Consider the following 18,822-nt stretch of genomic DNA (forward strand, 5'->3'; position numbering starts at 1 on the left):
GGGTGTTCGGTGAGGTGGTAGGGATGGAGATCGTGAAACTGCTCGCCGCCGCCGCTCTCGCTGTCCTCGTCGCGGGCTGCACTGCCTCGCCGGAGGGGCCCGAACAGCATGAACACGGGAACTCGCTGACCGCACCGGTGGCGGGAGACCCGATCTGGACGCAGCCGCGTGCGCCCATCCGTGTGCACGGTGACACCTATTACGTCGGGACCGAGGGCATCAGTTCGGTGCTGATTCGGACCGACGAGGGTCTGATTCTTCTGGACGTGGGCATGCCGCAATCGGCGCCCCAGGTGGAGGACAACATCCGCACGCTTGGCTTCGCCGTCGAGGACCTGAAGTACGTGTTGTCCTCGCATACTCACGTCGACCATGCCGGCGGTATCGCCGCGGTGGTCCATGACAGTGGCGCCACCGCGGTATCGAGCCCTATCGGTGCACAGTCGCTGCGCGCCGGGCACGTGTCCGTCGATGATCCGCAGGCCTCCGATACCGCGAACGCAGCCTTCCCTGCCGTTGAACGAGTGCGGGAGATTGCCGATGGGGAGGTGCTGAACCTCGGAAATGTTTCGGTGACAGCGCATTTCACGCCGGGCCACACACCCGGAGGTGTCAGCTGGACCTGGAAATCGTGCGAGGGAGGCCGGTGCCTGGACATGGTCTACGCCGATAGCCTCAATGCTGTCGCCACCGGTAACTACCGTTTTGCGCCCGGCCACGTGTCCAGGTTCCGGCAGAGCATTCAGACGGTGCGCGCGCTGCCCTGCGACATCTTGTTCTCCGTGCACCCCGAACAAGCCGACGACATCACGAAGCTGAACAGGCTCGCGGCGCAACGTGACCCGAATCCGATGATTGACCCGACGGCGTGCACGACGCTCGCCAACACGTTCGACGCGAAGCTGGACAAGCGGATCGCCGACGAGCAGGCGGCCCGCTAGCGAGGCGGTGCGTCTGCGGTGACGGCGGCATCGATAGCCGGCCCAACGTGACGCTGAACACCCCGTGAAGTGTGTTTTTCGGTTTGCGATGGCTGCCGTCTTCATCTTAGATACAAGTTGTGTCTATTATTCGAACGGTGGCTATCTCCGCAAGTGAAGAGGCGTATCGCTCGGTGAAGGAGGGCATCCTCAGCGGCGATATCCCCGGCGGTGAGCTGCTGAGCGAAGGGGAGATCTCGGCGCGGATGGGGTGTAGCCGCACTCCCGTGCGGGAAGCCTTCCTGCGGCTTGAAACCGAAGGCTGGCTGCGGCTCTATCCCAAGCGCGGGGCGCTGGTCGTGCCCATCACCCCAGAGGAACGCCGACACGTCGTCGACGCGCGCCGCGTCGTGGAGAGTGCTGCCGCGGCGCGCATTGCCGAACGCGGCGCATCTCCGGCACTCCTGTCAGACCTGTCAGCGCTCATCGAGGTGCAATTGGGGCGTGCCGCGCAGGGCGATGCCGCAGGTTTTGCCGCCGCAGACGTGGACTTCCACCGCGCGATCGTGGCCAAGCTCGGAAACCCACTGCTGGAGAACTTCTACGACAGCCTTCGCGAGCGTCAGCGCCGAATGGCGGCGGCCGCCATCGGGGTAGACCCGGTGCGGGTCGCACGCTCGGTTGCCGGACACCGCGCGCTGGTGGACGCGCTTGCGGCGGGCGACGCGGCACGCTTCAGCGTCGAGCTGGTGGAGCACATGAAAGTGGTGACCGAGCGTGACTAGCCGACTGCTGGCGCCATGGCAGCGGGTGGCCCTCGCGATGTTCGGAATTGCCTGGGGCGGTAACGAGTTCACCCCGCTGCTGGTGATGTATCGGCAGGCCGGGCAATCCGCCGCATCCGTTGACACACTGTTATTCGCCTACGTGCTGGGCATCATCCCGGCGCTCTTCCTGGGCGGACCACTTTCGGACCGTTACGGCCGACGTGCGGTGATGCTGCCGGCCCCGTTCATCTCGATGGCCGGGTCCCTGGTGCTGGCCCTGGGGGCACAGCATTTCGCGCTGCTCTTCACGGGGCGGGTGTTCTCCGGTATCGCGCTGGGCCTGGCCATGGCCGCAGGAAGCTCATGGGTCAAGGAACTGTCGGCTCCCCCGTTTGACCGGATCGGCGCCGGTGCGCGGCGCGGAGCCATGAGCCTGACCGCGGGATTCGCGCTCGGTGCGGCCGTGGCCGGAGCGTTGGCGCAGTGGGGCCCCTGGCCTCAGCACCTGGCGTTCCTGGTCAACATCGCGATCACGATTCCCGGTGCGGTACTGGGACTTTCGGTTCCGGAGTCTGCGGCCGAGCGAGCGCCGGGTCGGCTGGTGGACGATCTGAAGATCCCTGCCGCGCGCCGTCGCCGCTTCCTGTTCGTTGTGATGCCCTTGGCGCCCTGGGTGTTCGGCTCGGCGGCGGTGGCGTACGCGGTGCTGCCCACGCTCATCGCCCCGACACTCCCGGGCGAGCGCATCGCGTTCTCCGCGTTGTGCTGTCTGGTCTGCCTGGGCTGCGGTTTCACCGCACAGCTGCTTGCGCCCAGGATCGATCGGCCGGGTACCGCGCGGCTCGGCATCATCGGGCTGGCGCTGGTCGCCGCGGGGATGGCGCTGGCCGCCGTTGCCGCGCACCGGCTCACGATCCCATGGGTCCTGATCGCCGCGCTGGTGCTGGGTGCGGGGTATGGGACGGCACTGGTCAGCGGGCTCCAGGAGGTGAACCGGATCGCCGGGCCCACGGACCTGGCCGGACTCACCGCCGTCTTCTACGGGCTGACCTACCTGGGCTTCGGGGTGCCGATGATGCTGACAATGCTCAGTGACGCGCTGCCGGTGCTGACACACCCCGTGCTGCTCTGCGGTGGCGCGATACTGGCGGCGCTCTGCATGGTGGTGCTGGCGATGAACTCGCGCACAGATATCCGCGAAGCGGCCCCCTTAGAGGCGGCGGAATCCGGCATGACGCCCGAGCCGGCTCTGCGTTAGCGGCGAGACGGATAGGCTCTCGCAGCATGATCATCGCAGGGCTGGTACTGACCGGAATCGCCGCGCTCATCCACGTCTACATCTTTTATCTGGAATCGATCACGTGGACCAGTGAGAACACGCGCAAGATTTTCGGTGTTCGCACGCTCGAAGAGGCCGAGGTGACGAAACCTCTGGCCTTCAACCAGGGTTTCTACAACCTGTTCCTCGCGATCGCCATCGCGGTCGGCACGGTGCTGTGGGCACGGGGCTGCACGTCGGTCGGTGCGACGCTGGTGTTCACCGGCGCCGGTTCGATGGTCGCGGCCGGACTGGTGCTGTTGATCTCGTCGCCGGACAAGGCGTCAGCCGCGCTCAAGCAGCTGGTGCCGCCACTTCTCGGGGTTATCGCGCTGGCCGTGGGGCTGGCGCTCTGATCGGCTAGCTCGGATCGGGCCCGGTCGCGACGGGGCGCTGTGGATCGCTCGACCACTCCGACCACGACCCCGGATAGAGGGCGGCGTCGTATCCCGCGACGGCCAACGCCGCGATCTGATGCGTGGCGGTGACACCGGACCCGCAGTACACCGTGACAGGGTGCCGTCCGGCGCCGAGTAGCTCGAAGCGCTCGCGCAATTCGGCAGCGGACCGGAATGTGCCCTGCGGTGTGAGGTTCTCGGCAGTCGCAGCGGAGACGGCACCGGGGATGTGCCCGGCGCGGGGATCCAGGGGTTCTTCGTCGCCGCGGTAGCGGGCTGCCGCCCGGGCGTCCAGGACCAAGGCATCGGGTGATTCCGCTTGGGAAGCAATCGCATTAGCGTCGACCGAGGCGAAGCCGTCCAGCGAGGAAATGGTGATCCCGCCGGGCTCGGCGACAACCTCTCCCGCCTCGACGGGTCCTCCGAAGCGCTGCCAGGCCGCCCAGCCGCCGTCGAGAATCCGGACATCGGCAACTCCGGCGGCACGCAGCAGCCACCAGGCGCGCGAGGCCGCCTGCCCGTTCCAATCGTCGTAGACGACCACGGCGTCACCGTCGCTCAGACCCCAGCGCCGGCCACTGGCCTGGAGAGCCTGCGGCGTGGGCAGCGGATGGCGGCCACGGCCCGTCACCGCGTGGTCGGCGAGGTCGGCATCCAGGTCAACGAACACCGCGCCGGGAAGATGACCCTCGAGGTAGGCCGCGCGGCCGTTCGGCTGCATCACGGTCCAGCGCACATCGAGAACGCGAAAATCGGACAGGCGTTGTGCGAGTTCGTCGGCCGAGATGAGCACGTTCATGCCTCGACGGTACCGCCGAACGCTGCTACCGCTGCGTGCTGCCCGCGTCGACGGGCAGGGCGACCGACGTGATGTAGCGCGCCTCGTCGGAGGCCAGGAACAGTGAGGCGTTGGCGATATCGAGCGGCTGCACCCACGGCAGGTCGAGCATGTTCATGGTCTTGGCGGCGTGAGCGAATTCTTCTTGAGTCGGTTCCTCAAGGTCGGGCCGGAACATCCGTCGCACATGGTCGTTCTGGATCATCGGGGTATCCACGTTGGTGGGGTGCACGGTGTTCACGCGAATCTTGTGCGGCGCCAACTCCGATGCCAGTGAACGCATGAGCCCCACCACGCCATGCTTGGCCGCGACGTAGTGCGAGACCCCGACGAGACCGCGCAGCCCGGCGATGGAGCTCACCAACACCATGGAGCCGCCGCCACGGCTGATCAGGTGTGGAATCGCGGCGCGGGTGGTATGCCACACGCCGGTCAGGTTGACGTCAAGCATGGTCTGCCACACGCTTTCACTCATCTCGGCGAGCATGCTGCGCGAGCTGATTCCGGCGGTGGCACACACGACATCCAGTCCGCCGAATGCGGTAACCGCGTCGGTGACAAAGGTCTCCAGCGCACGCAGATCCCGTACGTCGACCACACCCGGAATGACCCGTTGGCCGTAAGACTCCACCAGATCGGCCGTCCGGTCCAGGTCGGCCCGTGTCGCGGGCGGCGTGACGGTGGTGTGCACCGGCGCGCAGATATCGAGAGCGATGACATCGGCACCCTCCTGCGCGAAGCGCTCCGCCTGCGCACGCCCAATACCCCGGGCGGCGCCGGTGACCAGCGCCACCTTGCCCGCCAATCGTCCTGTCACGCGATTCATCACACTTTCTGCGTTAGTCCGGCGTCGACCACCAGCTGGGTGCCGGTGATGTAGCGCGCTTCGTCGGAGGCCAGGAACACCACGGCATTGCTGATGTCCACGGTTTCCACCCACGGCACCGGCAACAAGGTGCGCTCCGCCAGGGCTTCGGCGGCGTCGGCCTCGGTGGGATGTGCGAGGTCCGGCCGCAGGCGAGCGATGACCTCGGGATTGAGGATTATCCCCGTGTTGACCGCGCCCGGATGCACGGTATTGACCCGAATACCCAACGGTCCCAGCTCATTGGCGGCCGTGCGGGCCAGGCCCACGACGGCGTGCTTGCTCGCGGTGTAGTGCACGGTGTTGGGGGTGCCCTTAAGGCCGTTCGTGGAACTGATGACCACGACGGAGCCGCCCGACGTCAGATGTCGCACCCCCGCCTGAACGGTGTGGAGGACACCCGTCAGATTCACGTCGAGCGACCGCTGCCAGGCATCTGCGGTGATCTCCCAGGAGGGGCCGAGGCTTTCGTAGATTCCGGCGTTGGCGACGACGATGTCCAGCCGTCCCAGCATCTGCACTCCGGCATCGATGGCCTGGGTGAGTGATTCCGGATCGCGGACATCGGCGAAGCCGGGCACGCAGCGCCGGCCGCGATACTGCACCTCTTTGACGGTGTCAGCCAGCTCGGTGCAGCCCGGTAGGTCGATCGCGATGACATCGGCACCCTCGTCGGCGAGGCGCTCGCAATGCGTGCGCCCCATGCCCCGGCCTGCGCCGGTGACCAGCGCAACCCGCCCCAGCAGCCGTGTCACGCGTTGCCACCGCTCAGGGCGAAGCCCTTGTACCCGCTGGCAGCGACATCGGCACAGATGGCCCCGTACACGCCGAAACCACCGATGAACGGCATGAAAACCCTTGGCTTGCCGGGGATATTGGCGCCGAGGTACCACGAGTTGGCCTGCGGGAACATGGTGGAGGCGGCGCGTTCATTGCACTCGGCGACCCAGTCGTCGACGGCTCGAGGGTCGGCCTCCACTGCCGAGAAGCCGTGTTCGGCCATATGTCCCAACAGCTCGCCGATCCAATCCACATGCTGCTCGGCGCCCAGCACCATGTTGGCCAGCACCGAGGGGCTGCCCGGGCCGGTCACGATGAACAGGTTGGGGAATCCGTCGACCCCGAGCCCCAGATAGGTGCGCGGCCCGGCCCGCCAGGTGTCCTGGAGTGTCTTGCCGCCCCGGCCCCGGATATCGATCCGATTCAGCGAGCCCGTCATGGCATCGAACCCCGTGGCGAAGACGATCATGTCGAGTCTGTAATGCTGTGCAGTGGTGGTAATTCCGTCGACGTCTATCGACTCGATCGGGCTGGTGCGCAGATCCACCACATGCACATGATCCTGGTTGAATGTCTGAAAGTAGTTGGTGTCTGTACAGATTCGCTTGGTGCCGATGGGATGATCCGTCGGGATGAGAACATCGGCGACGGCGGGATCGTCGATGACAGCGCGCACCTTCTCCTCGAAGAAGGCGCGCGCTTCGTCGTTGGCGCGCACGTCGGTCGTCTGATCCGGGAAGGTCTTACCGAACAGCACCCCGCCGAGATCCCAGCGTTGCTCGAACGCGGCCCGCCGCTCTTCGGCGGTGATCTCCAGAGTCTTCTTGGGATGGGCCTGGTGTGGGGAGCCGCCGCCACTTGCCCGGGATTGTCGCCGCCGCTCGTCGTAGCTGGCCTTCACCTCGGCGCGGCGTTGCGGAGTGATCACGGTATTGCCCGCGGGGACACTGTAATTGGCGGTGCGCTGGAATACGAAGAGTTCGCCGGCGGTCTGGGCGGCGATGGGCACCAATTGGATACCCGAGGATCCCGTTCCGATGATCCCGATGCGTTTGTCGGTGAAATCCACGCCTGCCGTCGGCCAGTGTCCGGTGTGGTACAGCTCGCCGGCGAATGCATCACGCCCGGGGATGTCGGGCATGTTGGCGGTGGACAAGGCGCCGGTGGCCATGACGCAGAACCGCGCTGTCACCTCGTCCCCTCGGTCGGTACGCACAGTCCAGGACATCTGTCCCTCGTCAAGTACCGCCGACGTGACGCGGGTACGGCAGCGGATGTTGCGGCGCAGGTCGAATCGGTCGGCGACGTGATTGATGTACCTCAGGATCTCCTCCTGGGTGGCGTACTTCTCGGTCCAGTCCCAATCCTGTTGCAGTTCATCGGAAAACGAATAGGAATAGTCGATGCTCTCCACATCGCAGCGCGCACCCGGGTACCGGTTGAAGAACCAGGTGCCGCCCACGTCAGAGCCTGCTTCGAACACGATGACCGACAGGCCCTGTGACCGCAGCCGTTGCAGGGCATACAACCCGGCGAAACCGGCGCCGACCACCACCACATCAACGTCTTTTACGAGGGCCTTCACGGTTGGCCACGCTAGGTCCGTGTCGCAATCCCCCGGTCCCCCGTTCCCGGTGACCGGTCAATCAGATCCAACGGACCGCTGATCGGGAAAACATCCCATGGGGATGGGGTGGTGAGCGCACTATCAAGCGCATGACCGAACGCGTAATCGATCGCATTAACGATCTCGCTGACCAGCTACGTGAGCAGGCGTGGGAGGCGGAGAAGCTGGGCAAGCTGCCCGATGAGACCGCCAAGATGCTCAGGGCTGCCGGACCGATCCGGCTGCTCCAGTCCAAGGGGTACGGCGGATACGAGGTGCACCCTCGAGAGTTCGCCGAAACCGTCATGGCCACCGCCGCACTGGATCCCGCCTCGGGCTGGATCTGTGGGGTCGTCGGTGTGCACCCCTGGCAGGTGGCCTTCGCCGACCCCAAGGTTGCCGCCGAGATGTGGAGTCAGGACCAGGACGTCTGGATGGCCTCCCCCTATGCGCCCACAGGTGTGGCCAAGCCGGTGGACGGCGGATACATCTTCAACGGACGGTGGCAGTTCAGCTCGGGCACCGACCACTGCGACTGGATCATCCTGGGCGCGTTGCTCGGTGACGGCGAGGGCAAGCCCCTCATGCCACCGAAAATGCTGCATATGATCCTGCCGCGTCAGGACTACGAGATCGTCGAAGACTCCTGGAATGTGGTGGGGCTGCGCGGTACCGGCTCGAAAGACATCATCGTCAGGGACGCGTTCGTACCGTCGTATCGGGTGATGGACGGGGACGAGGTGATTGATGGCACCGCGCAGCGCAACGCCGGCATGACCGGCACCCTGTACCGGATGCCGTGGTCGACGATGTTCCCACTGGGTATCAGTTCGGCGGTGATCGGCATCGCCGAAGGTGCGCTGGCGGCGCACCTGGACTATCAGCGCGAGCGGGTCGGGGCCCAGGGCACCGCGGTCAAGGACGATCCGTATGTGCTGTTCGCGATCGGGGAGGCTGCCGCCGATATCAATGCCGCCCGCCAGGAGATTCTCGCGAATGTCGACAAGATTTGGGACATCGTCGATTCAGGCAAGGAAGTGTCATTCGAGGACAGGGCCGCGGGCCGTCGTACCCAGGTGCGCGCCGCATGGCGCGCCGTGATGGCAGTCGATCAGATCTTCTCGCGTTCCGGGGGTAACGCGATGCGATTGGACAAGCCCTTGCAGCGGTACTGGCGTGATGCGCACACCGGGCTCGCCCATGCGATTCACGTGCCCAGCACCGTGTTTCACGCATCGGCGCTGAGCTCGCTGGGCATCGAACCGCAGGGGCCGCTGAGGGCGATGATCTGATGCTGAAGAGCTTGGGATACATCACCGTCCAAACCCAGGACGTGGACCGTTGGCGGCATTTCGCCTTGGGGGTGCTGGGATTCGCCGAAGGTAGCGGGCCCGATCCCGCGGCGTTGTATCTGCGGATGGATGAACGCGCCGCGCGGATCGTCGTGGTGCCCGGCGATACGGACCAGGTCGTCACGATCGGCTGGGAGGTGCGTGACGGTGCGGCGTTACGCGACGTCACGCGGGCAGTGGAGGCTGCGGGCCTTGGGGTCAAGCAGTTGTCCGTCGAGGAGGCCGACGCGCGGCGAGTGGAAGAGGCGGTGACGTTCACCGACCCCGGCGGCGCCACGGTCGAGGTGTTCCATGGCCCGGTACTGGACCACAGCCCGGTGGTCACGCCCTTCGGTGCGCGATTCGTCACCGGCGCTCAGGGGCTCGGGCATGTGGTGCTGCCGGTCACCGATCCGGATGCTGCCTTCACGTTCTATACCGAGGTGATGGGATTCCGGTCGAGGGGAGCGTTCCGCATTCCCGCGCCTCCGGAGTTCGGCCCGATGCGGGTGCGATTCCTGGGCATCAACGAGCGCCACCACAGTTTGGCGCTCTGTCCCGCGCCGCACGGTGGTGCACCGGGGCTGGTCCACGTGATGGTTGAGGTGGACAGTCTCGATGCCGTGGGGCAGGCCCTGGACCGGGTATTGAAATCAGACGCCACGGTCTCTTCCACTTTGGGGCGCCACACCAACGACAAGATGGTGTCCTTCTACGTCCGGGCTCCCGGCGGCTGGGATATCGAGTTCGGTACCGAAGGTATGCGGGTCGACGAAACGTATTACACCGCAGAGGAAATCACTGCTGATAGCTATTGGGGCCATGACTGGTCGGGCAGCGAGCCGCTGGCCGCCATGTAGCCCGGGTCTTCTCTCCGATAAAACAGACGCCTGTTGCAGACGCAACGGGCGTCTGTTCGCGTGTGGGGGCTCTGCGGGGTTGTGTCGGCGAACACACCCATGATACAAACAGGTATATGACTAATAGTCATATGTGACCGAGACCCCAACGCCGTGGGAGGGCACCATGACCACCATTACCGCCGAATCGGCGACCCCGAGCGCTGTCATCGATCGGGTATCTCTGCTGCTTGACGCCTTCGACGGCCCGGGCCGGCTCACGCTGGCGCAGCTGGTGCGCCGCACCGGCCTGCCTCGCTCGTCCGTTCATCGCATGCTGGAGCGGTTGGTACAGCTGCGGTGGCTGCGACGCGATGGTCGCGACTACGAACTGGGCACGCGATTGGTTGAGCTCGGCTCACTCGCGGTGCATCAGGACAGGCTGCATGCGGCCGCGCTGCCGATGCTGCATGAGCTGCATCGGGCCACCGGGCTCGTGGTCCACTTGTCGATCCTGGACGGCACAGACGTTGTGTACCTGGAGAAGATCGGTGCCGCGATGGGCGCGGCCCTGGCCACCCGCATCGGTGGTCGCCAGCCGGCGCACTGTACGGCCTCGGGTAAGGCCATCCTGGCGTACCGCGGCGAGACGCTCGACGAGTTCGCCGCCCTGGCCCGTAAGACGCGCTACTCCATAGGCTCGGCGGCACAGCTGCGTCCGGAGCTCGACAAGGTTCGTGGGCACGGCGTGGCCTTCGACCGCGAGGAGCTGCAGCAGGGCATCGGATGTGTGGCGTCCCCGATCGGAAGCATCGGCGATGCCGTCGCTGCGGTGTCGGTATCCGGTTCGATGTCGCGGATGACCTTCGATCAGCGACTGGTGGCTCCGGTGCGCATGACAGCGATGGGCATCTGGCGCAATGTCGAGAACGGCCCGACCCGGGTGGCACCGACCCTGCAGCCGATTCGGCCACTGCGGTGCGACCCGTCCTCTGCTCCGCGCGAGACGAACTCACGCGCACTGCAATACGCGTGAGCCTCGATCCACAGATCGCGTCGCTGCTTCCATCGCTGAACGAGGGGTTTCCGCGCGTCGAGACGATGACCGGAGCAGCGGCGCGCGCTGCCATCCGTGCGCGATACACCGCACCGGCCGATCCGCTGCCGATGCGGTCGGTGACCGATGAGTATGCCTCCGGGCCTCATGGTGAGATACCGGTCAGGGTGTACCGCCCAGTTGCGGCGGGGCCGCTAGCTACTCTCGTCTTCGCCCATGGTGGTGGATTTGTCTTCTGCGACAAGGATTCCCACGACGGCTTGTGCCGACGGCTGGCTAATCAGATGCCCGCCGTGGTGGTATCGGTGGACTATCGGCGCGCGCCGGAACATCGGTGGCCGGCGGCGGCGCACGACGTGTTTCTAGCGACGTGTTGGGCGGTGCGTCAGGCGCGCACTCTCGGAGGAGACCCCAGCCGCGTCATCGTGTGCGGCGACAGCGCTGGAGGCAATCTCGCCGCAGTCACCGCGCTGATGGCCCGCGATATGGGTGGGCCCGCCCTCGCGGGCCAGATCCTGATCTACCCGGTGGTGGACGCGAATTTCGACACGGACTCTTATCGGCGGTATGCCAACGGTTACTACAACACCCGCGCCGCCATGCAGTGGTATTGGGATCAGTACCTGCCCGATCACGCCCTGCGCACACATCCCTACGCGGCACCACTGCGGGCAGATCTCACTGGACTACCTGCCGCGGCGGTGGTGACGGTGCGTTACGACCCGCCATGCAGTGAGGGTGAAGCCTACGCGCGGGCGTTGCAGAAGGCGGGGGTTGCGGTGCGCTACCGGCGCTACGACAACGCCATTCACGGTTTCATGACCATGCCGAGTCTGGACCTGGCCGCCGCCGCGATCGAGCGGTTGTGCCGCGATGTCCACGAGTTGCTTGCTTAAACGCCGTACTCTTCGGCGAGAACGGGTAGTCGTCCGCTGCGTGCGGCATCGAGAATCGAGCCCCGCAGCTCCGGGCATACCAGGAACAGTCCGGTGCTGTCCCGCCGCCGAAGGCACCGAGATTCGGCCTGGGCATTCCACTGCACGCTGGTCTGCTGCCAGCTACTCTTGCGCGCCAAAACCTCTGCGCCGCAACGCTGACAGCCGACCGGCACCATCGGTGAGTCGGCCAGGCGATTATCGGCGCGGATCACGACGATGAGCTTCCGGCCATCGCCGCGAGGTTCTCCTCGATCTGCGATTTCCAGGCCTCCCCGGGACGAGTGGTGTCCACCTCGTACTCGAACCGGTCGATCATCTCGTCGGCCACATCCTCGGCGTCCACATAGAACTGCTGGTACCAGCGCCGCAACTGGTACACGGGGCCGTCCTCCTCGCACAGCAGTGGATTGTCGATACGTGCCTTGTTCTTCCAGATCTGCACATCCTGCTCAAACCCGATCTTCACCCAGTCGCCGAGTGCGATAGCAGCGCCTGTGGCGGCGTCATCGGGCAATGCGGGAGACTTTTTGACGATGATGCCGTATTGCAGCACAAAGGAATCCGCATCGATCGGATAGTGACAGTTGATGAGAATCGATTGCTGGTCGCCGCCAACGAAGTGGTAGGTCAGGTCATCGATCATGAAGGAGGGTCCGTAGTACGACGCGACGGAGGTCTGTCCGATCATCTCCACCCCTTCCGGGCTGGGCACGTCCGGCCGGGTTCCGCCGTTCATGTACTGCGTCGCAACGTGGCCCTCGAAGATGTTCTTGAAGTACGTAGGCAGCGCACCGTGTACGTAGAAGAAGTGCGCCATGTCGACGACGTTGTCGACGATCTCTCGGCAGTTGGTGTTGACAATCGTTGTGTACCAGTGCCAATCGGTCCACTCGTCACTGCCGGCGCCCTCGATCCGGGGAATCGTTATGCCCGCCGGCGGCGGACTCCCTTGCGGGTCATTCCAGATGAACAGCATGCCGTCCTGTTCCAGCGTGGTCCAGGTCGCCGTGCGTGCGAGCTTGGGGGTGCGACGGCTATAGGGCACCTGCTTGCAGCGGCCATCGCCGCCCCAGCGCCAATCATGAAATGGGCAAGCGATTTCGTCACCCTTGACCTCGCCCTGGCTGAGGTCACCGCCCATATGCCTGCAGTAGGCGTCCAAGACGCTGATCTTGCCTCCGGCGCCGCGGAACACCACAAGCTTTTGACCGAACGCGTTGATGGAGTGTGGCTTTCCGTCGCCGAAGTCCTTGATGAGGCCAAGGCAATGCCAGCCGCGGGCGAACCGGGTAGGCGCCGCGTCCGCCTCGATGCTTCGCACCTTCACAGAATCAAGATCGGGCTCTGACTGGGCTGTCGTCATGGACCCGTTCTAACAGCGTCTTTGCCCTCACAGCAGGGGGTCGGTCCGCTCACCGGACATCGGTTGTCGCCCGCAGAGCTGACGTCCCGCTGGGAGGGAATCGGCGGCTACCGCGAGGAACTATCGGCATAACCTCGCGGGCGTTCAGACCTATTCGACGGAGGTACATGCAGATGGCATCAGCACCCCATGGGCTGATTCCGGCGGGAACCGTCGCGGCCGACACCGAGGTCGATCTGCTGGTGGTCGGCGCGGGAACGGGGATGGCCGCCGCGCTGGCCGGCAGTGAGCGCGGACTGTCGGTGCTGATCGTCGAGAAATCGCACTACGTGGGTGGGTCTACCGCCCGCTCGGGAGGAGCCCTGTGGCTTCCGGCGAGTCCGGTGCTGAGTGCCGCCGGCACGGGCGACACCCTGGATAAGGCACGCGCCTACCTGCGGTCGGTGGTCGCGGGAACCGCTTCGGAGGCGCGCAGCGACGGGTTCCTTGAGCACGAATCGGCGACCATCGAGATGCTGATGCGACTGACACCGATGCGTTTTACCTGGTGCCGGGACTACGCGGATTACCACCCCGAAGAGCCTGGCGGCAGCCCGGTCGGGCGTACCTGCGAATGCCGCCCGTTCGATGCATCCGTGCTGGGCGCGTACCGAAACCGACTGCAACCGGGTGTCATGAAGCCCCCCGCGGTCCCGATGCCCGTCACCAGCGCCGACTATCGGTGGATGAACCTGATGGCACGGCTCCCCCGTAAGGCTTTGCCGCTCATCGTGAAACGAGTCGCGCAAGGAGTCGGCGGGGCGGTACTGGGCCGGCGCTACCTGGCGGGCGGTCAGGCCCTGGCGGCGGGACTGTTCGCCGGGGTGCTGCGTGCGGGGATTCCGATCTGGACGGACACCTCGCTCGTGCGTCTGGTCACCCAGGGCGCGCGTGTCACCGGCGCGGTGGTCACTCACGAGGGCCGCGAGATCACGGTGACGGCCCGTCGAGGCATCGTACTGGCGGCCGGAGGCTTTGACCACAACATGGAGATGCGGCACAAATTCCAGTCGGCGACCCTCGGCAGGAACATGAGCCTGGGTGCCGACACCAACACCGGTGATGCGCTGCAGATAGGCCAAGAGTGCGGTGCGGCAATCGATTCCATGAGCCAGGCCTGGTGGTTCCCGGCGGTGGCGCCGCTGCCCGGCGGTAGCCCAAAGGTGATGCTGGCGGAGCGATCGTTACCGGGATCGTTCATCGTCGACCAGACCGGACGACGCTTCATCAACGAGGCAACCGACTACATGTCGTTTGGGCAGCGTGTACTTGAGCGGGAGCGGTGCGGCGACCCGGTGGAATCGATGTGGATCATCTTTGACCGGCAGTACCGCAACAGCTACGTCTTCGCCGGCCAGCTGTATCCGCGTATGCCGATACCGGCCAGCTGGTTCAATGCCGGAATTGCTTATCGTGCAGAGAGTTTAGCGGCACTGGCGCCGATGATGGGGATACCGCGTGAGGATTTTCTGGCCACGGTGCGGCGATTCAACGCATCGGCGGCAGCCGGTGATGACGTTGATTTCCACCGGGGCCGCAGCGTGTACGACCGTTACTACGGTGACCCGACCGTGACACCGAATCCGAACCTGCGGCCGCTGCGCGACGGCCCGTTCTATGCGGTGCGCATGGTGCTGAGCGACCTCGGCACCTGCGGCGGACTTCGTGCGGACGAGCGCGCACGCGTGCTGTGCGAAGACGGCACCGTGATGGAGGGGCTCTACGCGATCGGCAATACCGCCGCCAATGCCTTCGGCGCCACCTATCCGGGTGCGGGGGCCACGATTGCTCAGGGGCTGGTGTACGGCTACATCGCCGCACAGGACGCGGCGGTGCGGTAGCTACTCCGGCGAATCGTGTTGTTTGGAAAGCTTTTCGGCATCAACTCGTTTTTCGACCTCGCGCCAGTAACCCGGGACGAGGCGAGGGGTTCCACCGTCGGGATCGGCCTTGTCGAATTCCTCTGCGGCCTCGGCAAGATCGTCGATCATCATCAGCGCGAGATCGCGCTCGGCCGCGTAGTAGCGCTCGGCCCATTTGAGTGCCACGCGCGAGTACGCCCAGGCAGGCTGGGCCGCAGCGCCATCCGCATCCAGCGCCGCGCGCCGTTGCATGTTTTCGGAGTACTCGACGTGACGTTCGAGAATCTCCTTGAGCCTGGCCGGATCCGTCATATGGCCCTGCATGACGCGCAGCACCACGCTGTGCTTGAGAACCTGCGGCTCGGCGGGCGTCTCGTTCGCCCACTGGTTCATCGCCGCCATACCCGCAGCCGTGATCTTGTACAGCCGGCGGCTACGGGCGCCGTTGTCGTGATCGACTCGCGACGTGGCGTACCCGATCTTTTCCAGTTTCCGTAGTTCCGAATAGATCTGGCTGAAGGAAGGGCTCCAGTAAAAGTAGCTGATACTCCAATCCGCCCACTTCTTGATGTCATAGCCGGAGACCTCTTCCTCGTAGGAAAGCATGCCGAGGATCGTCCAGCTGGTGGCAGCGAGATTCGGTTCGTCGGGCGAACTGGTTGCTGCCATCGATCAAGGGTAGCAACGCGACATGCCGTCCAGGGCGCTCCGGGGCCGCTCAGCGGGAGAATGGTAACTGTGTCAACATGACTGATATGGATGAGCAGGAATGGCAACCGCTCGGTGCGTTGATGTACCGCGTCTCGGCGGCCTTGCGTTCGGAGATCACGGCGGCGTTGGCGCCCCTGAATCTGCCATTCCCCCAGTACGTCTGCATGCGGGTGTTGTCCAAGAACCCAGGCTGGTCCAATGCGGATCTGGCCCGTGCGACGGATGTGACCCCGCAGTCGATGAACACCGTTTTGCAGGCGCTGCAGGACGCCGGTCTGGTGTCACGGCCGGACACCGTGGACTCCGGCCGTGCCCGGCCCGCTCAACTGAGCCGGTCCGGGGCGGTACTTCTCAAACAGGCTGACGTGCTGGCACGAGAGGCCGAAGAGCGCCTGCTCGCGGACATCTCGGCGGGGCAGCGCGCCGACTTTTTCCAGACCCTCCGCGACATCGCGGGCGAGGATGGCCCTACCTGCTGAATCGCTTCTCGTTGCACTGTCGGCGGGTAGCTTCGATGCCATGAACAGGCTTGTGGCAGGTGTGGTGGTCGGTGTAACGGCAGTTCTGGCGGGGTGCTCGGCGCATCCGCCGTCGGCGACTCCCGCCAACACGCCGAGTGCGTTGTCCCCAGAGCGGCGCACACCCGAGGGCACCATCGTTGTCACCCCTGACAACTTCGTGCGGGCAGAGTCGGACCTGTACTTCGGCAACATCGTGAAGGATGGCGGCTTCGGCTCCTTCCATCACATCCGGGAGTTGTCACCACTGGATCGGCAGCTGGTAATCCGCCAGAACCGTGACACCCTCTACTCGTCGGCGGTGTTCGACCTTGACGCTGGTCCGGTCACCATCTCGCTGCCTGACCCGGGGCAGCGATTCATGTCGCTGCAGCTCATCACGGAGGATCACTACGTTCCGGCCGTCTTCTACGGCAAGGGTCAGCACACAATCACCAAGGAACAGACCGGAACCCGCTATGTAGCCGCTGCCGTGCGGACCCTGGTGAACCCGGGTGATCCCGCGGACCTCGCGGAGGTCCATGCCTTGCAGGACGCTGTGACGGCACAACAAGAACGCCCCGGGAGTTTCGATATCCCTAAATGGGACAGCGCAAGTCAACAGAAGGTGCGGGAAGGCCTGCTCCAGCTGGCCGCGACACTTCCCGATACCAAGGCAACGTTCGGTACCAGGGACACCACCGACCCGGTCCGCCATCTGATCGGTACCGCCTCGGCCTGGGGCGGCAACCCCGAGAAAGACGCCCTCTACCTCAATGTCAACCCAGCCAAGAATGACGGCACCACGGTGTATCGACTGACGGTCGGACAGGTACCGGTAGATGGGTTCTGGTCGGTCACCGTCTACAACAAGGACGGGTACTTCACGCCGAATTCCCGTAATGCCTACTCACTCAACAACATCACCGCGCGACGCGGAGCCGGGGGCGATACCACGGTGCAGTTCGGTGGGTGCACGGACGCCACGGTGAACTGCCTGCCGATCACGCCAGGCTGGAACTACATGGTCCGGCTGTACCGCGCGCAGCCGCAGATTCTCGACGGCCAGTGGGTGTTCCCGGAGGCGCAACCCGTCACCTAGTGGAATCTATTGGGGTGTAACGAGCTTGGCGACTTGCCCGGCGACCTCTGCACGGATGTCGGCATCGGACATGTCCTCCAGGCCGAAGCCGGCACGCAGGCTGGGCCCCATCAGCCGCCAGCCGAGCTGCAGGGCAATCGCGTGGGCCCCCGCTAGCCGGGCCTCACGCTCGTCCGCGTGACCGGGGCGTATCTGTTCGAGTAGCCATTCCATCCCCGGTCTGCGTTCCTGGAGTTCTTCGATGGGAAAGCCGTCGAGCGTGGAGCGCACCATCACTCGCAGCTGCAGATCATGTGCGGCCTCCAGGTCCGGAGCGGATGCCCCGGCTTCGCGTAGTGCGGCCCCGGTGTCGGCCAGGTGTTGCAGCGTGGAGGCCAGCAGCTGGCGCTTGCTGCCGAAATGGCGGTGCACCAGCCCGTGGTTCACCCCGGCGCGGGCGGCGACCTCGCGGATGGATGCGGCGGCGGGCCCCTTCTCGGCGAAAAGCTCGGCGGCGGCGTTCAGAACGGCCTCCACCACTTCTTCCTTGCCTACGGGCTTGGCAGCCGTTGCCTCGGGTGTAGTCATGTGTGTACAGTAGCGGACGAGCGAGTGTAGTCATTTGACTACACCGAATTATCGGGAAGAAGGAGCGGGTCATGAGCAGCGATGTACGTGTGGTGAAGCTGGGCGAGAACATCGGCGCCCGTATCGACGGAGTGCGCCTCGGCGAAGTGGACGCCGAGACGGCAGCTGCCATCAACGAGGCCATGCTGGAGCACAAGGTGATCTTCTTCCGCGGACAGCAGCACCTCGACGACGAAGCGCAGTTCGCTTTCGCGCGCTGCATGGGCGTACCGACATCGCCGCACCCCACATTGAAGTTCGACGGAGAGCGTGTGATGCGGCTCGACTCGGAGGAGGGGGGCCGCGCCAACCAGTGGCATACGGATGTGACCTTCGTGGACCGGATTCCGAAGGCCTCGATCCTGCGCGCGGTGGAGCTGCCACCGTATGGCGGGACAACCACGTGGACCTCCACGGTGGCGGCCTACCGGCAGCTGCCCAAGGCCCTGCAAGAGTTGGCGGACAATCTGTGGGCCATGCACAACAACCAATTTGATTACGCCCAAGTAGATCCCGCGAAGGTGGCCGAACTCTTGGCCAAGGCGGGATCCGGATCCAAGTATGTGCGCGAGTTCGGGTCGACGCATTTCGAGGCGCACCACCCGGTGGTTCGGGTGCATCCCGAGACGGGCGAGAAGGCGCTGCTGCTGGGCAACTTCGTGAAGCGGATTCTGGATGTGAACGGCAGCGAATCGCAAGCGTTGTTCCGGATGTTCCAGGATCGGATCACCTGGCTGGAGAACACGATTCGATGGAGCTGGGAGCTCGGTGACGTCGCGATGTGGGACAACCGCGCCACCCAGCACTATGCCGTCTCCGATTACGGTGACCAACGGCGCCGGATGCATCGCGTCACCCTGGCCGGTGATGTGCCGGTGGGTGTCAACGGTGAAAGCAGCCGGGTGATCTCCGGGGACGCCAGTGACTACTCGGTGATCGACAACCCGAAGCGGCTGGTGGCGTAGGCCTCAGGGCATCGAGTGGG

The 18,822-nt window shown here is 65.1% G+C and carries 20 protein-coding genes; 12 read left to right on the forward strand and 8 right to left on the reverse strand.

The genetic code is table 11. From position 1 onward, the window contains the following. Positions 1-23: 23 nt before the first annotated feature. From bla to HBA99_RS00360, 4 genes are all read left to right on the forward strand, one after another. Positions 24-941 carry a subclass B3 metallo-beta-lactamase gene (bla, locus tag HBA99_RS00345; RefSeq protein ID WP_070952377.1) on the forward strand — a complete coding sequence of 306 codons (918 nt, stop codon included), beginning with the start codon at positions 24-26 and terminating at the stop codon, positions 939-941. A gap of 125 nt (positions 942-1,066) precedes the next feature. Next, positions 1,067-1,705 carry a GntR family transcriptional regulator gene (locus HBA99_RS00350; protein ID WP_070932428.1) on the forward strand — a complete coding sequence of 213 codons (639 nt, stop codon included), beginning with the start codon at positions 1,067-1,069 and terminating at the stop codon, positions 1,703-1,705. Beyond that, positions 1,698-2,945 carry an MFS transporter gene (locus HBA99_RS00355; protein ID WP_459543433.1) on the forward strand — a complete coding sequence of 416 codons (1,248 nt, stop codon included), beginning with the start codon at positions 1,698-1,700 and terminating at the stop codon, positions 2,943-2,945. The genes HBA99_RS00350 and HBA99_RS00355 overlap by 8 nt, the downstream gene beginning before the upstream one ends. Positions 2,946-2,971: 26 nt before the next feature. Then, positions 2,972-3,361 carry a DUF1304 domain-containing protein gene (locus HBA99_RS00360; protein WP_070931854.1) on the forward strand — a complete coding sequence of 130 codons (390 nt, stop codon included), beginning with the start codon at positions 2,972-2,974 and terminating at the stop codon, positions 3,359-3,361. Between the two features lie 4 nt (positions 3,362-3,365). Here HBA99_RS00360 and HBA99_RS00365 read toward each other — a convergent pair whose 3' ends face one another. The 4 genes from HBA99_RS00365 to HBA99_RS00380 are packed head-to-tail and all read right to left on the reverse strand — an operon-like array spanning position 3,366 to position 7,471. Next, the gene (locus tag HBA99_RS00365; protein ID WP_070931852.1) at positions 3,366-4,202 is read right to left on the reverse strand and encodes a sulfurtransferase; all 837 of its coding nucleotides are present in this window, start codon (positions 4,200-4,202) and stop codon (positions 3,366-3,368) included. 25 nt (positions 4,203-4,227) lie between these two features. Further along, positions 4,228-5,058, reverse strand: coding sequence for a mycofactocin-coupled SDR family oxidoreductase (locus tag HBA99_RS00370; protein ID WP_109394491.1), 831 nt, complete (start codon positions 5,056-5,058; stop codon positions 4,228-4,230). An 8-nt stretch (positions 5,059-5,066) separates the two neighbouring features. Next, the gene (locus HBA99_RS00375; protein WP_081347652.1) at positions 5,067-5,861 is read right to left on the reverse strand and encodes a mycofactocin-coupled SDR family oxidoreductase; all 795 of its coding nucleotides are present in this window, start codon (positions 5,859-5,861) and stop codon (positions 5,067-5,069) included. Beyond that, complete coding sequence (locus tag HBA99_RS00380; protein ID WP_070951736.1) at positions 5,858-7,471, reverse strand: flavin-containing monooxygenase; 1,614 nt, start codon at positions 7,469-7,471, stop codon at positions 5,858-5,860. The genes HBA99_RS00375 and HBA99_RS00380 overlap by 4 nt, the downstream gene beginning before the upstream one ends. Positions 7,472-7,602: 131 nt before the next feature. On the opposite strand from HBA99_RS00380, the gene HBA99_RS00385 reads away from it, so the two are divergent. The 4 genes from HBA99_RS00385 (at position 7,603) to HBA99_RS00400 (ending at position 11,615) form a co-directional block, all read left to right on the forward strand. Continuing rightward, entirely contained in the window at positions 7,603-8,784 is a 1,182-nt protein-coding gene (locus HBA99_RS00385) for an acyl-CoA dehydrogenase family protein (RefSeq protein WP_030096207.1), read from the forward strand. Beyond that, on the forward strand, positions 8,784-9,683 hold the full coding sequence (bphC, locus tag HBA99_RS00390; RefSeq protein WP_070950344.1) for a biphenyl-2,3-diol 1,2-dioxygenase: 900 nt from the start codon (positions 8,784-8,786) through the stop codon (positions 9,681-9,683). Before HBA99_RS00385 ends, bphC begins: the two co-directional genes overlap by 1 nt. Before the next feature lie 166 nt (positions 9,684-9,849). Continuing rightward, on the forward strand, positions 9,850-10,698 hold the full coding sequence (locus HBA99_RS00395) for an IclR family transcriptional regulator (RefSeq protein WP_070952375.1): 849 nt from the start codon (positions 9,850-9,852) through the stop codon (positions 10,696-10,698). Then, the gene (locus HBA99_RS00400) at positions 10,695-11,615 is read left to right on the forward strand and encodes an alpha/beta hydrolase (RefSeq protein WP_070951735.1); all 921 of its coding nucleotides are present in this window, start codon (positions 10,695-10,697) and stop codon (positions 11,613-11,615) included. Before HBA99_RS00395 ends, HBA99_RS00400 begins: the two co-directional genes overlap by 4 nt. On the opposite strand, the gene HBA99_RS00405 is transcribed toward HBA99_RS00400, so the two are convergent. Together HBA99_RS00405 and HBA99_RS00410 are read right to left on the reverse strand one after the other, a co-directional pair. Next, positions 11,612-11,869 carry a ferredoxin gene (locus tag HBA99_RS00405; protein WP_078321777.1) on the reverse strand — a complete coding sequence of 86 codons (258 nt, stop codon included), beginning with the start codon at positions 11,867-11,869 and terminating at the stop codon, positions 11,612-11,614. The genes HBA99_RS00400 and HBA99_RS00405 overlap by 4 nt on opposite strands. Then, positions 11,866-13,020: a 3-ketosteroid-9-alpha-monooxygenase, oxygenase component gene (locus HBA99_RS00410; RefSeq protein WP_070951734.1), complete on the reverse strand. Its 1,155-nt coding sequence runs from the start codon at positions 13,018-13,020 to the stop codon at positions 11,866-11,868. Before HBA99_RS00410 ends, HBA99_RS00405 begins: the two co-directional genes overlap by 4 nt. Positions 13,021-13,193: 173 nt before the next feature. Between HBA99_RS00410 and HBA99_RS00415 the strand changes: the two genes are divergently transcribed. Continuing rightward, positions 13,194-14,900, forward strand: a complete 1,707-nt coding sequence (locus tag HBA99_RS00415; RefSeq protein WP_070952374.1) for a 3-ketosteroid-delta-1-dehydrogenase — start codon at positions 13,194-13,196, stop codon at positions 14,898-14,900. Here HBA99_RS00415 and HBA99_RS00420 read toward each other — a convergent pair whose 3' ends face one another. Beyond that, complete coding sequence (locus HBA99_RS00420) at positions 14,901-15,590, reverse strand: PadR family transcriptional regulator (RefSeq protein ID WP_057967350.1); 690 nt, start codon at positions 15,588-15,590, stop codon at positions 14,901-14,903. An 86-nt stretch (positions 15,591-15,676) separates the two neighbouring features. Between HBA99_RS00420 and HBA99_RS00425 the strand changes: the two genes are divergently transcribed. Further along, complete coding sequence (locus HBA99_RS00425; protein WP_070951733.1) at positions 15,677-16,111, forward strand: MarR family winged helix-turn-helix transcriptional regulator; 435 nt, start codon at positions 15,677-15,679, stop codon at positions 16,109-16,111. A gap of 40 nt (positions 16,112-16,151) precedes the next feature. Then, positions 16,152-17,231, forward strand: coding sequence for a DUF1254 domain-containing protein (locus HBA99_RS00430; RefSeq protein ID WP_081347651.1), 1,080 nt, complete (start codon positions 16,152-16,154; stop codon positions 17,229-17,231). A gap of 6 nt (positions 17,232-17,237) precedes the next feature. Here HBA99_RS00430 and HBA99_RS00435 read toward each other — a convergent pair whose 3' ends face one another. After that, positions 17,238-17,798, reverse strand: a complete 561-nt coding sequence (locus tag HBA99_RS00435; RefSeq protein ID WP_070918728.1) for a TetR/AcrR family transcriptional regulator — start codon at positions 17,796-17,798, stop codon at positions 17,238-17,240. 71 nt (positions 17,799-17,869) lie between these two features. Here HBA99_RS00435 and HBA99_RS00440 point away from each other — a divergent pair, with 71 nt between their 5' ends. Continuing rightward, complete coding sequence (locus tag HBA99_RS00440; protein ID WP_070951732.1) at positions 17,870-18,802, forward strand: TauD/TfdA dioxygenase family protein; 933 nt, start codon at positions 17,870-17,872, stop codon at positions 18,800-18,802. The last annotated feature ends 20 nt before the right edge of the window (positions 18,803-18,822 follow it).

It is taken from the genome of Mycobacteroides chelonae (genome assembly GCF_016767715.1).
Lineage (GTDB): Bacteria > Actinomycetota > Actinomycetes > Mycobacteriales > Mycobacteriaceae > Mycobacterium > Mycobacterium gwanakae.

What these genes read in the sequence shown, in the direction of transcription:
- bla (WP_070952377.1), top strand. Translation starts at nt 24, where the DNA reads ATGGAGATCGTGAAACTGCTCGCCGCCGCCGCTCTCGCTGTCCTCGTC.
- HBA99_RS00360 (WP_070931854.1), top strand. Translation starts at nt 2,972, where the DNA reads ATGATCATCGCAGGGCTGGTACTGACCGGAATCGCCGCGCTCATCCAC.
- HBA99_RS00365 (WP_070931852.1), bottom strand. Translation starts at nt 4,202, where the DNA reads ATGAACGTGCTCATCTCGGCCGACGAACTCGCACAACGCCTGTCCGAT.
- HBA99_RS00385 (WP_030096207.1), top strand. Translation starts at nt 7,603, where the DNA reads ATGACCGAACGCGTAATCGATCGCATTAACGATCTCGCTGACCAGCTA.
- bphC (WP_070950344.1), top strand. Translation starts at nt 8,784, where the DNA reads ATGCTGAAGAGCTTGGGATACATCACCGTCCAAACCCAGGACGTGGAC.
- HBA99_RS00395 (WP_070952375.1), top strand. Translation starts at nt 9,850, where the DNA reads ATGACCACCATTACCGCCGAATCGGCGACCCCGAGCGCTGTCATCGAT.
- HBA99_RS00410 (WP_070951734.1), bottom strand. Translation starts at nt 13,020, where the DNA reads ATGACGACAGCCCAGTCAGAGCCCGATCTTGATTCTGTGAAGGTGCGA.
- HBA99_RS00415 (WP_070952374.1), top strand. Translation starts at nt 13,194, where the DNA reads ATGGCATCAGCACCCCATGGGCTGATTCCGGCGGGAACCGTCGCGGCC.
- HBA99_RS00420 (WP_057967350.1), bottom strand. Translation starts at nt 15,590, where the DNA reads ATGGCAGCAACCAGTTCGCCCGACGAACCGAATCTCGCTGCCACCAGC.
- HBA99_RS00425 (WP_070951733.1), top strand. Translation starts at nt 15,677, where the DNA reads ATGGATGAGCAGGAATGGCAACCGCTCGGTGCGTTGATGTACCGCGTC.
- HBA99_RS00430 (WP_081347651.1), top strand. Translation starts at nt 16,152, where the DNA reads ATGAACAGGCTTGTGGCAGGTGTGGTGGTCGGTGTAACGGCAGTTCTG.
- HBA99_RS00435 (WP_070918728.1), bottom strand. Translation starts at nt 17,798, where the DNA reads ATGACTACACCCGAGGCAACGGCTGCCAAGCCCGTAGGCAAGGAAGAA.
- HBA99_RS00440 (WP_070951732.1), top strand. Translation starts at nt 17,870, where the DNA reads ATGAGCAGCGATGTACGTGTGGTGAAGCTGGGCGAGAACATCGGCGCC.